Raw genomic sequence first — 13,693 nt, 5'->3', positions numbered from 1 at the left:
GCAGGTCTGTCCTCAAGGAGATAGTGCCCCTGACTTCGGTTCTCAACGATGCGAACCGGGCCATTGCAGGGGCGATCAAGTTTTCGCGACCCCGCTGCTTGACAGCTTTCGGTGCATTCCCTAACTACCGCTCGTTAGCACTCACATGTGGTGAGTGATAACGCCTCCCGCTCTGCCGGGGGGCAAGTGAGGAAACTTTGAGCTAGGAGACTCGAAGATGGCATTCAAACCGCTTCATGACCGCGTGCTGGTCCGTCGCCTCGAAGGTGACGAAAAAACCGCCGGTGGCCTGATCATTCCCGATAGCGCCAAGGAAAAGCCTGCGGAAGGCGTGGTTGTCGCGTGTGGCGAAGGCGCACGCAAGGACAGCGGCGAGCTGATCGAGATGGCCGTCAAGGACGGCGACAAGGTGCTCTTCGGTAAATGGTCGGGCACGGAAGTGTCGATCGAAGGCGAAGAGCTTCTGATCATGAAAGAAAGCGACATCCTCGGGATCATCGCCTGAGCCACGGCAGTCTTGCCGCGGGCTTGCGCCCTGATCGCCACGGAAAACCTCTAAGGAGAAACAGAGATGTCAGCCAAAGACGTGAAATTCAACACCGATGCCCGGAACCGGATGCTCAAGGGTGTGAACACCCTTGCCAACGCGGTTAAGGTCACGCTCGGCCCCAAGGGCCGCAACGTCGTCATCGACAAATCCTTCGGCGCGCCGCGCATCACGAAGGACGGTGTCACGGTCGCCAAGGAAATCGAACTGGAAGACAAGTTCGAGAACATGGGCGCCCAGATGGTGAAGGAAGTTGCTTCCCGCACCAATGACGAGGCCGGCGACGGCACCACCACCGCCACGGTTCTGGCCCAGTCGATCGTGACCGAGGGCATGAAGTCGGTTGCCGCCGGCATGAACCCGATGGACCTCAAGCGCGGTATCGACCTCGCGACCTCCAAGGTCGTCGATGCCATCAAGGCCGCGGCCCGTCCGGTCAGCGATTCGGCCGAAGTTGCCCAGGTCGGCACGATCTCGGCCAACGGCGAAGCCGAAATCGGCCGCCAGATCGCCGACGCGATGCAGAAGGTCGGAAATGACGGCGTGATCACCGTCGAAGAGAACAAGGGCCTCGAGACCGAGACCGAAGTCGTCGAAGGCATGCAGTTCGACCGCGGCTACCTCAGCCCCTACTTCGTGACCAACCCCGAGAAGATGACGACCGAGCTGGAAGACGCCGTCATCCTGCTCCACGAAAAGAAGCTCTCCTCGCTTCAGCCGATGGTTCCGCTTCTCGAGTCGGTCATTCAGTCCGGCAAGCCGCTGATGATCATCGCCGAGGATGTCGAGGGCGAAGCGCTCGCCACGCTCGTCGTCAACAAGCTGCGCGGTGGACTGAAGATCGCTGCCGTCAAGGCACCGGGCTTTGGTGATCGCCGCAAGGCCATGCTTCAGGACATCGCGATCCTGACCGGTGGTCAGGTCATCTCCGAAGATCTGGGCATGAAGCTCGAGAACGTCACCATCGACATGCTCGGCTCCGCCAAGCGCGTCTCGATCACCAAAGACGAAACGACCATCGTCGACGGTGCCGGTGACAAGGCCGAGATCGAAGCCCGTGTGAACCAGATCCGTGGCCAGATCGAGGAAACCTCCTCCGATTACGACCGCGAGAAGCTTCAGGAACGTGTTGCCAAGCTGGCCGGCGGCGTTGCCGTCATCCGCGTCGGTGGCATGACCGAAGTCGAGGTCAAGGAGCGTAAGGACCGTGTCGATGACGCGCTCAACGCGACCCGTGCCGCCGTTCAGGAAGGCATCGTTGTCGGCGGTGGCGTGGCCCTGATCCAGGGTGCCAAGTCGCTTGACGGTCTGACGGGTGCAAACTCCGATCAGGATGCAGGTATCGCCATCGTGCGCCGTGCGCTCGAAGCTCCGCTGCGCCAGATCGCCGAGAATGCCGGCGTCGACGGTGCGGTGGTCGCGGGCAAGATCCGCGAATCCAGCGACCTGTCGTTCGGCTTCAACGCCCAGACTGAAGAATATGGCGACATGTTCAAGTTCGGCGTCATCGACCCGGCCAAGGTTGTCCGCACCGCTCTGGAGGATGCAGCCTCTGTTGCCGGCCTGCTGATCACGACCGAAGCCATGGTTGCCGACATTCCGCAGAAAGAAGGCGCTGCCGGTGGCGGCATGCCCGACATGGGCGGCATGGGCGGCATGATGTAAGCCAGCCCGGCTTTGAACGAATAGAAGGGGCCCGGTCTTTCGGGCCCCTTTTTTATGGGGTGCGCGCCCGCGTGATCACCGACAGCCCGATCCCGCCCAGAACGAGCGCGGCGGCCACCCAGAACCGCCAGCCCACGGCCTCGCCCAGCAGGATGACACCGCCCAGTGCCGCGATCAGCGGCACCGACAACTGGGCCACCGCGGCCCTTTGTGCGCCGAGCGCGGGCAGAACCGAATACCACAGGGCATAGCCAAGCCCCGATGTCACCGCGCCCGCGACCATTGCCACGGCAAGTCCCGGGCCGCTCCAGCCCGGTTCGCCGAATGCCAGAAGTGGCAGGACAAGCGGCAGGCAGATCGCGAAATTGGCCGCACTCGAAGCCAGCGGATCGGTTTCCCCCCGACCCGCGAGCGAGTAAAGCCCCCAGCCGAAGCCCGCGGCCGCCATCAGGCCCGCGCCCGCAAGCGGCAGGGCCGCGCTGCCGTCGGCTGGCCAGACCAGCACCGCGAGCCCCGACAGGGCGATGCCCGCCCCGCCGATCCGCAGGGCGGTGAGCCGCTCTCCTCCGAATAGGGCCCCGGCGAACATCGTGATCTGGGTCGCGCCGAACAGGATCAGCGCGCCCACGCCCGCATCGAGGGTCAGGTAGGCCATCGAAAACCCGATCATGTACAGCGCGAGCGCCGTCGCCGATCCGACACGCCGGAACACGCGCGGGGATGCTACGGCTGCCTTGCGGCCCCTCAAAAGGACGATCGCGCCGAGCATGGCCGCACCCGACAGAACCCGAACCACGGCGAAGGCGCCGGGATCCATGCCCAGCCCGGCGACCCCGAACCGGTTCAGGATCGAATTCGACGCGAAGGCCACAAGTGTCAGAATTGTCAGGACAATGATCTTCATGCCCCACGCTCACCCGTTCGGGCGCAGCGCGCAAGCGGCGGGGTCAGGGTCTGACGGCCACGTGATGATCTCGCGATTGCGATGAGAGGGCCGTCCACCAGACTCTGGTCCGCATCGCAGTCGGTGATTGCCCGACGGCTTCACAGGTCCTAAAGACAATGAGCGCCCAACGAGAAGACCAAGACATGACACTTGAAGACATCGGCAATATTGCCCTGATCTGCAGCGCGTCCGGCATTCTGATTTCAGCGATCATGGTGGCCGTTCAGTTTCGGACGGCGAACAGCCTCTTCCGCATCCAGCAAAGGGATGCCCGGATGCGCGCCCTGAATGATTACAAGACCCGGATCCTGCATCCCGATGTGGCAGATCTCCTGATCCGTGGACGCAAGAGCTATTCCGACCTGTCCGAGGTCGACAAGCTGCGGTTCGAGACGCTGATCGAAATGGCCATGCCGTCGATCGTGTCGATCCACCGGTTTGCCCATCTGTCCACTGTCGAAAAGGAAAAGGCGATGGGCTTTGCCAAGCTGCATACCATGGACCTGACCGACAATCCCGGTGGCCGTGAATGGTGGGCAGCCCGGCGCGACGAGGCCACGATCGGCGGCCCTGCTCGCCAGATGATCGATGACCTGATCGGCCCGGATGGCAAGAAACCCAACAAGCGCGAGAACCGCATCGCCTGACTGGGCGGCACTGCCGTCCCGTTGACACTGCAGGCTCCGCCAGCCACCCTGAGCGTGATTTTATAAAGAATTTGCGTTCAGGATTTTTGAATGGGCAAGTCTGGGCCCCTTGGCCGGCGGGTGTCTGGCCCGGCGATCCGTATATCGGTTCTTGTGCTTGCGGTGCTGTGTCTGACACGTCTGCCCTTCCTCGTGATCGGTCTGTGGTCGCGGATCACCGGCCGCGGGCCTCGGTCGATCTTTTTCTGTTATGCGGGCAGTCGGGATTTCGTGGCCTCTTACGGTGTCGGGCCAATCGCAGAGCGTTTCCGCTGGCAGGCCAGCCCCATCGGCGTTTTGCGTCAGGGGGGTGCATGGGGCATTGTTCTGGCGTCTCCCGTGACGGAGGCCGATTTCCTCGACCCTGCGAACCGGGTGTCATTTGACCGGCTTCTGGAGCGGATTGCCGGGATTGCCCGGATTTGCGGCGCGCGTGAGATCAATCTTGCGGGAATTCTGCCCGGTGTCGTCGCCGGATCGCGCCATATCACGGCGCGTGACAGCCGCCCGATCGTGATCAGCGCTCTTGTTGCGGCCATCGCGGAACTGACCGAGACACGGTTCGGCGGTCAGCAACCGCCTGCGATCCTGTTCGGAGGCGCCGGCCGCATCGGGACAGCATTGCGCCAGTCGCTGGCATCGGGATCGACCTCTCTCCATATCGTCGACCCGGCGGCCGGCGCCTCGGTCAGCCTTTCTGAGCTGCGCGACGAATTGGCCGCGGGGCCGGTTCTTCTGATCGATGTCTCCCGCAGGGGCGCGCTCGCGGCCTCGGCCGATCAGCTCTGGCCGGGCTGCGTGGTGCTGAACGAGACGTTTCCACGCCCCTCTCGCGCCCTTGTCACTGGGCTGGCCGGGCGCGGGGTGGAGGTCTGGCACCTGTCGGGGCTGGCGGGGCGGGTCTGGCCCGAGCTGCCCCACGGATACGAGGGCGCTGTGCCCTGCTGCGCGGCGCATGTCGCGGGCCCGGGAACCGAGGTCCGGCTTGTCAGGCTGGACGATCAGCCCCGGGCTCAGCCACGGACCAGCGGTTCGAGCGCGTCGTAGTAGGGCAGGGCTATCTCCTCCCAGGCCACGGCTGCAAGGCTGTCTGGCTTGCAGGGCAGATCCGCCATCTCGCCGCGGCTGGCCCAGCGACGGTAAGAGACGATGCCTTCCGGATCGGTCCAGTCGCCATGCGGATCGCCGCTGATCAACGTGCAGCGGAAATAGATGTCGATCTGGTGGAAGTCCGAGGCCGGTTCGTGAAATTCGTTCACGAGGCAGGGCGCGCCGATGTCGATTACCAGTCCCGTCTCTTCAAGGAATTCGCGGCGCAGGTTGTCGTGCAGGCTTGAATGCGGCTCCACCCCGCCGCCCGGTGCACACCAAAGCCGGTCATGCCCTTTCCAGGCATTCACAAGCAAGAGCCGGTCATTGTGCACGAGTATACCGCGCACCGCGATGCGCGGCGGGCGCGCAGCTTTGGTCTGTGTCATGAGCGGAAACTGGCAGGCAGGGCGAAGGGACGCAAGGTCACGGGAAACCTGACCTTAACGTCAGCCAATTTAGTGCTAGATGTAAATGATGAAACGCATCCTCATTCTCTTGACGCTGGCCCTTGCGCCTGCTTGCGCGGCGATCGCGCCCGCCATCGTGGCGGCCCCTGTCAGCGCGCAGGACAGGGCGGAATGTGTGGTGCTGTTTCACGGTCTGGCGCGCAGCGAATATTCCCTGACCCCGTTGTCCGAGGTGCTGCAGGCCGAAGGCTATTTCGTCGTCAATCGCGGCTATCCCTCGACCCGGCTCGATATCGAAACGCTCGTCACCGAACATGTGGGGGCGGACGTGGCCGCCTGCGGCGACCGCACCGTCCATTTCGTCACGCATTCGCTGGGCGGTATTCTGGTCCGTGCCTGGCTGACCGAGAACCGCCCCGACAGGATGGGGCGTGTGGTCATGCTCGGGCCGCCCAATCAGGGGTCTGAACTGGTAGATATCTTCGGCGATTTCGAGCCGTTCGAATGGGTTAACGGACCGGCCGGTCTCGAACTGGGGACGGATGCCGGTTCGGTGCCCAACAATCTGCCCGTTCTGCCGATGTACGAGGTCGGGATCATCGCCGGAACAGGAACGCTCAACCCTGTCTATTCCGCGCTGATCGAGGGGCCCGATGACGGAAAGGTCTCGGTCGCCTCGACCGTGCTGCCGGGAATGACCGACCACCTCGTTCTGCCGGTCAGCCATACCTTCATGATGAACAATCCGCTGGTGATGGCGCAGGTTCTGGCCTTCCTCAAGACCGGGGCCTTCGATCGGAACCTCAGCCTGACGGATGTGCTGTTCGGCTCCGGCATGCCCTGACGGGCGGATCAACCGGCAGGGCCCGTGATGCGGTTCACATGGCCCATCTTGCGGCCGGGCTTGACCTGGGCCTTGCCGTAAAGGTGGATCGACACCGGCTCGGCCCGCAGCGTCCGGATCCGGGTCACCTCGTCACCGATCAGGTTTTCCATCACGACATTGGAATGGCGGCTTCCATCGCCCAGCGGCCAGCCGGCCACGGCCCGGATATGCTGCTCGAACTGGTCGATCAGGCAGCCGTCCTGTGTCCAATGCCCGGAGTTATGAACACGCGGCGCGAATTCATTGACGATCAGGCCCTTGGGCGACACGAACAGCTCTACCCCGATGACGCCCACGTAATCCAGCGCGGTCATGATCCGCGCGGCCAGCAGGATCGCATCCGTCCTTTGCGCCGTGCTCAGCCGGGCGGGCACCGTCGTCGTGGCGAGGATGCCGTCGCGATGCACGTTCTCGCCCGGGTCGAAACAAGCCACCGCTCCGTCCGTCGCGCGCGCACCGATGACGGAGACTTCGGCGCTGAACTCCACGAAGCCCTCGAGGATCGCGGGCGCGCCGCCAAGGCCAGCCCGCGCCGTCGCCGCGTCATCGCCCGTTGACAGCCGGACCTGCCCCTTGCCGTCATAGCCCAGCGTGCGCGTCTTGAGGATCGCGGGCAGGCCAATCCGGGCGATCGCCTCTTCAAGATCGGCGTCACTGTCGACGGCTGCAAAGGGTGCTGTGGCAAGGCCCAGTTCTTGCAGGAAGGTCTTTTCCGTCAACCTGTCTTGCGAGGTGGCCAGTGCCCGCCGCCCCGGCCGGATCGGCCGGATCGCCTCGATCGCGTCGAGCGCGTCGGCAGGGACATTCTCGAATTCATAGGTCACCACGTCGACCGACCGGGCAAATGCCTCGAGCGCGGCACCGTCGTCATAGGGGGCGGTCGTGGTCCGTGCGGCGACGTCCGAGGCGGGGCAATTCGCCCCCGGCTCGTAAATATGGACGTTCAGGCCAAGCCGGCTTGCCGCGACGGCCAGCATCCGGCCCAGTTGTCCGCCGCCGAGGATGCCAATCCATTGGCCGGGTTCAAGCGGTGCCTCACTCATCGACGGGCTCTTCCGGGATCGAGGCCGACAGCGCCTCGCGCCAGGCATCGAGCCGCGTCCCCAGCGCATCGTCGCTGACGGCAAGGATCGCCGCGGCCATCAGGCCCGCATTCATGCCGCCGCCGATCGCCATTGTGGCCACCGGAAATCCGCGGGGCATCTGCACGATGGAATAGAGGCTGTCGACACCGCCCAGTGCCCGTGTCTCGACCGGGACACCGATCACCGGCACCCGCGTCTTTGACGCCATCATGCCCGGCAGATGTGCCGCGCCGCCCGCGCCCGCGATGATCGCGCCAAGGCCGCGTGCGGCGGCCGATTTGCCATAGTCCCAGAGCCTGTCAGGGGTCCTGTGCGCCGAGACGATCCGCATCTCGTAGGTCACGCCCAGCTCGTCGAGGATTTCGGCGGCGGGCTTCAGCGTCGGCCAGTCCGACTGGCTGCCCATGATGATACCCACCCGAGGTTCGGCCATGCCCGCGTCTCCGTCTGCGGCGAAAAGGAAGCGGCACTATACAAAGACCGGCCCCGGGTGCAATCGCGCCCGTCGGCTTCAGGCGATGATGTCGGGCAGCAGCCTGTCTTCCAACCGGCTGATCTGGTCCTTCAGCGCGAGTTTCTGCTTTTTCAGACGCCGGATCGTCAGCATGTCGGCCGATCCGCGTTCATGCAGCGCATCGATGGCCTCGTCGAGATCACGATGCTCGCGGCGCAGCACCGCGAGTTTCACGCGCAGGACCTCGTTCTGCTCCATGCGGGCCGATGTATTCATGCGATTCGCGCCACCTCTCTGGGGATGCCTGACTATAGGCCCGCTGCCCCTGTTCTCAAAGCATTTCGGGGCCTTCGGACTTGCAACCAAGCCAGAACTCCCCATATTTTTCATCAAGCAGGGCGCCGCCAAAACGGGACGCCCGGCGACTGTCGCTTGAACGAGGACACGTCACATGTCGAAACTGACCTTGGGGGCGCACCCCTATCTTCTGGGGTTCGAGCAGCTTGAACGGCTGGTCGAACGGACCGCGAAGTCGGGGAATGACGGTTATCCCCCCTACAACATCGAACAGACATCCGACCATTCCTACCGGATCACCCTCGCGGTTGCCGGGTTCGGTGAGGATGAGTTGAGCATCACGGTCGAGGATTCGAGCCTCGTGATCCGGGGGCGCCAGTCCGAAGACGATGCCGACCGCGTGTATCTGCATCGCGGGATCGCGCGGCGCCAGTTCCAGCGGAGCTTCGTGCTCGCCGATGGCGTCGATGTGGGGGAGGCTTTCCTTCAGAACGGTCTTCTGCATGTCGACCTGAGCCGGAAAGTTCCCGAAAGCGTCGTTCAGACCATCCAGATCCGGAAAGGAGACAAGGCATGAACACCAAGATCGATCTTAGCGCAATTGACGGCCGCATTGTCTATGTGAAGCCGGTCCCCGTTTCCGATCTGCCCAGCGAGGTGCGTGAACAGGCCGAGGGGCTGGAGACAATCTTTGCGGTTCACAATTCCGACGGGGAGCAGTTGGCGCTCGTGGGTAACCGTTCGCTCGCATTCGCTCTGGCGCGTCAGCACGATATGGAGCCGGTGACGCTGCACTGACCGTCGCCCCGTGCGGTCGGGATCAATCTCCTGGCCCCGGTTAATCGGAAAAAACGCCCCCGGCACTGTCATGCCGGGGGCGTTTGTCGTTTGGATAGATGTCGCTGAGGATCAGCCGGCGATCAGGCCCATGCTTTCGAGCTTGAGGATCACCTGGTGGGCGCAATTGTCCACGTCGGTGCCTTCCGTCTCGACCCGCAGTTCGGGGTTTTCGGGCACGTCATAGGGATCGGAGATACCGGTGAATTCCTTGATCTTGCCTTCGCGTGCCAGCTTGTAGAGACCCTTGCGGTCGCGCCGTTCGCATTCCTCGATCGAGGTCGCCACGTGAACCTCGACAAAGGCGCCGAAGGCCTCGATGTCTTCACGCACGGCGCGGCGGGTGGCCGCATAGGGCGCGATGGGTGCGCAGATCGCGATGCCGCCGTTCTTGGTGATCTCGGAGGCGACATAGCCGATGCGGCGGATGTTCAGGTCCCTGTGCTCCTTCGAGAAGCCCAGCTCGGAGCTGAGGTTCTTGCGGACAAGGTCCCCGTCGAGAAGCGTGACCGGACGGCCCCCCATCTCCATCAGCTTGACCATCAGCGCGTTGGCGATCGTCGATTTGCCCGACCCGGAGAACCCGGTGAAGAACACGGTGAACCCCTGCTTGGCCCGCGGCGGACGGGTCCGGCGCAGTTCGGTCACCACCTCCGGGAAGGAGAACCACTCGGGGATCTCGAGGCCTTCCTGAAGACGACGGCGAAGTTCTGTGCCCGAGATGTTCAGGATCGTCACGTCGTCCTTGTCGGCGATCTCGTCGGCGGGTTCGTACTGGGCGCGCTCCTGCACATAGACCATGTGCTTGAAGTCGACCATTTCGATCCCGATTTCTTCCTGATGCTCGCGGAACAGGTCCTGCGCGTCATAGGGCCCGTAGAAATCCTCGCCGGCGGAATTCTTGCCGGGGCCGGCGTGGTCGCGGCCGACGATGAAATGCGTGCAGCCGTGGTTCTTGCGGATCAGACCATGCCAGACGGCCTCGCGCGGGCCGGCCATGCGCATGGCGAGGTTCAGCAGGCTCATCGTGGTGGTCGAGGCCGGGTACTGATCCAGAACCGCCTCGTAGCAGCGCACGCGGGTGAAGTGATCCACGTCGCCCGGCTTCGTCAGGCCGACGACCGGGTGGATCAGCAGGTTGGCCTGCGCTTCCTTGGCGGCCCGGAACGTCAGTTCCTGGTGGGCGCGGTGCAGCGGGTTGCGGGTCTGGAACGCGACAACCTTGCGCCAGCCCAGCTTTCGGAAGAAGGCGCGCAATTCGTTCGGCGTGTCGCGACGTGCGCGGAAATCATAATGCACGGGCTGCTGAATGCCCGTGACCGGACCGCCAAGATAGACGGCGCCGGCATGGTTGTGCAGGTAGTTCACGGCCGGATGTGCGCTGTCGTCGGCACCAAAGACCATCTCTGCCTCGCGCGCCTTGTTGGGCACCCAACGGTCGGTGACGGTCATGGTGGCGAGGATCACGCCTTCCTGGTCGCGCAGGGCGATGTCCTGCCCGATCTCGAGCCCTTCGGAAAACTTTTCCGAGACGTCGAGTGTGATCGGGATCGGCCACAGCGATCCGTCGGCGGTGCGCATGTTTTCGACGACGCCGTTGTAATCGGCCTCGGTCAGAAAGCCCTTGAGAGGGTTGAACCCACCGTTCATCAGCAGTTCGAGGTCGCAGATCTGGCGCGGCGTCAGGTCCCAGGAGACGAGATTCGCGGCCTCCAGCTTCAGTTTCTGCGCGCTCTCGTGAGACACATAGAGTTCGGGGATCGGGGTCAGGTTGTTTTGCATCGGATGGGTCCTGTGCTTGATTGGAACGAGCCCGCTACCACTGCCCGTCAATTCGGCGTGCAACGCCTCGTATTCTGCGAGCTTGCGAGCGAGGAACTGGTCTGTCAGACGCATCTTTTCCGACGCGCCACGTGCGGTCAGCGAATAGGCGAAACGAAGCCGCTTGTCCGGCCCCGCACGTTCGCTGATGCTGATGAATCCGTCGCGAGCAGCGGCCCTGAGCAGGGCATTCAGCCGTCCCAGAGACACGCCCAGCTCCGCGGCAATCGCGCGCTGGCTCGCGTCCGGCGTCAGGTCGACCTGACGCAGGAGGCGAAACAGCAGATCGTTATCCGCGGCATCTGGGTTTTTCACGATCGCGTTCATGCGGGGCGACTCAAAGTGCGTTCACGAATGAACGCATGTCATGTTCTCCGCCGGCGCGAAACCCCCCAATTCCGGGGGAACAGGCGGCTTGTTGCCCAAATGCCGCGCTGCAGCGATCGGCCGACCGGAAACTTTCAAAGTTTCCAGACCGGTTTCTTTTCAAGAAACCGTTGCGCCCATGTCTGAAAGGGGGGGATTACTCTGCCGCGCTCGGTGTCGGATGCGCGTCGGCGGGAACCTCGTGCTCTGCGAGGAACTTCTCGGCATCCAGCGCCGCCATGCAGCCCATGCCCGCGCTCGTTACCGCCTGCCGGTAGATGTGGTCCGTCAGGTCGCCCGCGGCGAAGACGCCGGGGATCGAGGTGCGGGTCGAGCCGGGCTCGACCTTCACATAGCCGCCCATATGGGTTTCCAGCTGATCCTTTACCAGTTCGGATGCAGGCGCATGGCCAATGGCGATGAAGACGCCCTTGGCGGGGATCTCCGTGACCTCACCGGTGTTGACGTTCTTCACCTTCACGCCTTCGACGCCCAGCGGATTGTCGGTGCCGGTGACCTCTTCGAGCGTGTGGAACCACATCGGCTCGATCTTGGGGTGATTGAGCAGCCGTTCTTGCAGGATCTTTTCCGCCCTGAGCTCGTTACGGCGATGGATCAGCGTCACCTTCGACGCGAAATTCGTCAGGAACAGTGCCTCTTCCACCGCGGTATTGCCGCCGCCGACCACGACGATCTCCTGCCCGCGATAGAAGAACCCGTCACAGGTCGCGCAGGCCGAGACGCCGAAGCCCTTGAACTTCTCTTCAGACGTCAGGCCCAGCCATTTCGCCCGCGCGCCCGTGGCCAGCACCACCGCATCCGCTGTCCAGACCATGCCGCTGTCGGTCTGCGCGGTGAAGGGTCGCTTCGACAGGTCCAGTTCGGTCACGATATCGCCGATGATCTCGCATCCCATGGCCCGGGCATGGGCTTCCATCCGGACCATCAGGTCGGGGCCCTGCACCTCGGTATCACCGGGCCAGTTCTCCACCTCGGTGGTGGTCGTCAACTGGCCGCCGGGTTCTATTCCCTGGATTAGAACGGGTTCGAGCATCGCGCGCGCAGCATAGACGCCCGCAGTATACCCCGCAGGTCCGGATCCGACGATCAGAAGCTTTGTGTGACGTGTCTCGGCCATGGCGCATCCCCTTGTGTCTCCGCTCCGATATAGAAGGCCCGTCCTCCGGTTGGAAGGGGGGCAACCGCTTGCATCGGCGCAAGCCCCGGCGGATAGAGCGATATGAGCATTCCCGATTGGACAGCCGGGCTCGATCCCCTCGTCGCACTTGGCCTGTTCCTGGCCAGTTTTGCCGGATCATTCATGACTGTCGCCATGGGGATCGGCGGTGGCGCCTTCGTGCTTGCGATCATGGCGAGCCTCCTGCCGCCTGTGGCGCTGATCCCGGTTCATGGTGTGATCCAGCTTGGCTCGAACCTGTTTCGGGGCCTTCTGTTCCTGCGCCATGCGCATTGGCCGGTGGCGGGCGCCTTCGCCATCGGCGCCGTCCTCGGGATCGGGCTTGGCGGAGCCCTCGTCATTGATCTGCCTCCCGCGCTCGTCCAACTGGTGGTGGGGCTCTTCATCCTGTGGTCGATCCTGCGCAAGCCCCCCGCCTGGCTGACCCGGGCGGCATGGCTCAATGGCCTGATATCGAGCTTCCTGACGATGTTCTTCGGCGCGACAGGGCCCTTTGTGGTGAACTACATCCGCACGCTGAACCTGCCGCGGCAGCGACACATCGCGACCCACGCCGTCCTGATGACGCTTCAGCACGGGCTGAAGGTTGCGGCTTTCGGATTGCTCGGCTTCGCCTTCGCGCCGTGGCTGACCTTTCTGGTGCTGATGATCGGGGCGGGCGCACTGGGCACTATCTTCGGCCGTCAGGTCCTCTTGCGGATCAAAGAGGCGACCTTTCGCAGGGCCCTTGTGTCTGTCCTCGCTGTTCTTGCCCTGAGGCTTGTCTATGTGGGGGCGCGTGATCTTTGGGCGTCTGGTTAGAGATCTCGGCATTTGCCGCAACTTTCTTGCGCTTTCGCGAAATTTTGTTGCGCACCTTCGCGCCAAAACGTATGAATCCCTCAATTCATACAGGGGGGAGACGATGCCGGGGCCCAAGCTCGACGAGATCGACAGGATGATACTGGCCGAATTGCAGGCCGACGGCCGCATGACCAATGTCGAACTGGCCAAGAGGGTCGGCATTTCCGCGCCGCCTTGCCTGCGTCGTGTCCGCACGCTCGAAGAGCAGGGGTTCATCCGCGGCTACCACGCCGAGGTCGATGCCCGGGAACTGGGCTTCGAGGTTCAGGTCTTTGCCATGGTCGGGCTGCAAAGTCAGGCCGAGGTCGACCTTTCCGCGTTCGAAGAACGCTGCCGTGCCTGGCCGCTTGTCCGGGAATGCCACATGCTCAACGGTGAGGTGGATTTCATCCTCAAATGCGTGGCCCCCGATCTGCGCACCTTCCAGTCCTTCCTGACTGAAAGCCTGACCGCCGCGCCCAACGTGGCCAGCGTCAAGACGAGCCTTGTCATCCGCGGCGCGAAGGACGAGCCGGGAGTTCCGTTCGATGTCCTCGAGGAGCGGCTGGCCCGCGAGGCCTGAC

The 13,693-nt window shown here is 63.6% G+C and carries 16 protein-coding genes; 9 read left to right on the top strand and 7 right to left on the bottom strand.

All coding sequences use genetic code 11. The annotated features are described in order from the left end of the window. Nucleotides 1–217: 217 nt before the first annotated feature. Both EP376_RS07435 and groL read left to right on the top strand, forming a co-directional pair. Nucleotides 218–505, top strand: coding sequence for a co-chaperone GroES (locus EP376_RS07435; protein WP_127654939.1), 288 nt, complete (start codon nt 218–220; stop codon nt 503–505). A gap of 66 nt (nt 506–571) precedes the next feature. After that, nucleotides 572–2,212, top strand: a complete 1,641-nt coding sequence (gene groL / locus EP376_RS07430; protein WP_127654938.1) for a chaperonin GroEL — start codon at nt 572–574, stop codon at nt 2,210–2,212. Between the two features lie 52 nt (nt 2,213–2,264). Here groL and EP376_RS07425 read toward each other — a convergent pair whose 3' ends face one another. Next, a complete protein-coding gene (locus EP376_RS07425) occupies nt 2,265–3,116 on the bottom strand; it encodes a DMT family transporter (protein ID WP_127654937.1) in 852 nt (283 codons plus the stop codon). Nucleotides 3,117–3,301: 185 nt separating this feature from the next. Between EP376_RS07425 and EP376_RS07420 the strand changes: the two genes are divergently transcribed. Further along, entirely contained in the window at nt 3,302–3,805 is a 504-nt protein-coding gene (locus EP376_RS07420; RefSeq protein ID WP_127654936.1) for a hypothetical protein, read from the top strand. A 90-nt stretch (nt 3,806–3,895) separates the two neighbouring features. Next, the gene (locus EP376_RS07415) at nt 3,896–4,891 is read left to right on the top strand and encodes a hypothetical protein (protein ID WP_127654935.1); all 996 of its coding nucleotides are present in this window, start codon (nt 3,896–3,898) and stop codon (nt 4,889–4,891) included. Here EP376_RS07415 and EP376_RS07410 read toward each other — a convergent pair. Further along, nucleotides 4,858–5,322 (bottom strand): NUDIX domain-containing protein, encoded by a 465-nt coding sequence (locus EP376_RS07410; protein WP_127654934.1) that lies wholly within the window; start codon nt 5,320–5,322, stop codon nt 4,858–4,860. The genes EP376_RS07415 and EP376_RS07410 overlap by 34 nt on opposite strands. 88 nt (nt 5,323–5,410) lie before the next feature. Between EP376_RS07410 and EP376_RS07405 the strand changes: the two genes are divergently transcribed. Continuing rightward, entirely contained in the window at nt 5,411–6,187 is a 777-nt protein-coding gene (locus EP376_RS07405; protein WP_127655882.1) for an alpha/beta fold hydrolase, read from the top strand. Nucleotides 6,188–6,195: 8 nt separating this feature from the next. Here the strand turns inward: EP376_RS07405 and EP376_RS07400 are convergent, their stop codons facing one another. The 3 genes from EP376_RS07400 to EP376_RS07390 form a co-directional block, all read right to left on the bottom strand. After that, nucleotides 6,196–7,272, bottom strand: coding sequence for a 5-(carboxyamino)imidazole ribonucleotide synthase (locus tag EP376_RS07400; protein WP_127654933.1), 1,077 nt, complete (start codon nt 7,270–7,272; stop codon nt 6,196–6,198). Then, entirely contained in the window at nt 7,265–7,747 is a 483-nt protein-coding gene (gene purE, locus EP376_RS07395) for a 5-(carboxyamino)imidazole ribonucleotide mutase (RefSeq protein ID WP_127654932.1), read from the bottom strand. The genes EP376_RS07400 and purE overlap by 8 nt, the downstream gene beginning before the upstream one ends. A gap of 78 nt (nt 7,748–7,825) precedes the next feature. After that, nucleotides 7,826–8,044, bottom strand: coding sequence for a YdcH family protein (locus EP376_RS07390; RefSeq protein ID WP_127654931.1), 219 nt, complete (start codon nt 8,042–8,044; stop codon nt 7,826–7,828). A 175-nt stretch (nt 8,045–8,219) separates the two neighbouring features. On the opposite strand from EP376_RS07390, the gene EP376_RS07385 reads away from it, so the two are divergent. Then, nucleotides 8,220–8,642, top strand: a complete 423-nt coding sequence (locus EP376_RS07385; RefSeq protein WP_127654930.1) for an Hsp20 family protein — start codon at nt 8,220–8,222, stop codon at nt 8,640–8,642. Continuing rightward, on the top strand, nt 8,639–8,863 hold the full coding sequence (locus EP376_RS07380; RefSeq protein WP_127654929.1) for a DUF1150 family protein: 225 nt from the start codon (nt 8,639–8,641) through the stop codon (nt 8,861–8,863). The genes EP376_RS07385 and EP376_RS07380 overlap by 4 nt, the downstream gene beginning before the upstream one ends. A 111-nt stretch (nt 8,864–8,974) precedes the next feature. Here EP376_RS07380 and EP376_RS07375 read toward each other — a convergent pair whose 3' ends face one another. Together EP376_RS07375 and trxB are read right to left on the bottom strand one after the other, a co-directional pair. Beyond that, a complete protein-coding gene (locus tag EP376_RS07375; protein WP_240652443.1) occupies nt 8,975–11,038 on the bottom strand; it encodes a bifunctional sulfate adenylyltransferase/adenylylsulfate kinase in 2,064 nt (687 codons plus the stop codon). Nucleotides 11,039–11,246: 208 nt separating this feature from the next. Further along, entirely contained in the window at nt 11,247–12,227 is a 981-nt protein-coding gene (gene trxB / locus EP376_RS07370) for a thioredoxin-disulfide reductase (protein WP_127654927.1), read from the bottom strand. 102 nt (nt 12,228–12,329) lie between these two features. Here trxB and EP376_RS07365 point away from each other — a divergent pair, with 102 nt between their 5' ends. After that, on the top strand, nt 12,330–13,088 hold the full coding sequence (locus EP376_RS07365; protein ID WP_127654926.1) for a sulfite exporter TauE/SafE family protein: 759 nt from the start codon (nt 12,330–12,332) through the stop codon (nt 13,086–13,088). Between the two features lie 103 nt (nt 13,089–13,191). Then, the gene (locus EP376_RS07360; RefSeq protein WP_127654925.1) at nt 13,192–13,692 is read left to right on the top strand and encodes an Lrp/AsnC family transcriptional regulator; all 501 of its coding nucleotides are present in this window, start codon (nt 13,192–13,194) and stop codon (nt 13,690–13,692) included. The last annotated feature ends 1 nt before the right edge of the window (nt 13,693 follow it).

This window comes from Alexandriicola marinus (assembly GCF_004000435.1).
GTDB classification, from domain to species: Bacteria; Pseudomonadota; Alphaproteobacteria; order Rhodobacterales; family Rhodobacteraceae; genus Alexandriicola; species Alexandriicola marinus.
The sequence above is the reverse complement of the archived record's forward strand: the minus strand, read 5'-3'. Positions and strand labels throughout refer to the sequence as shown.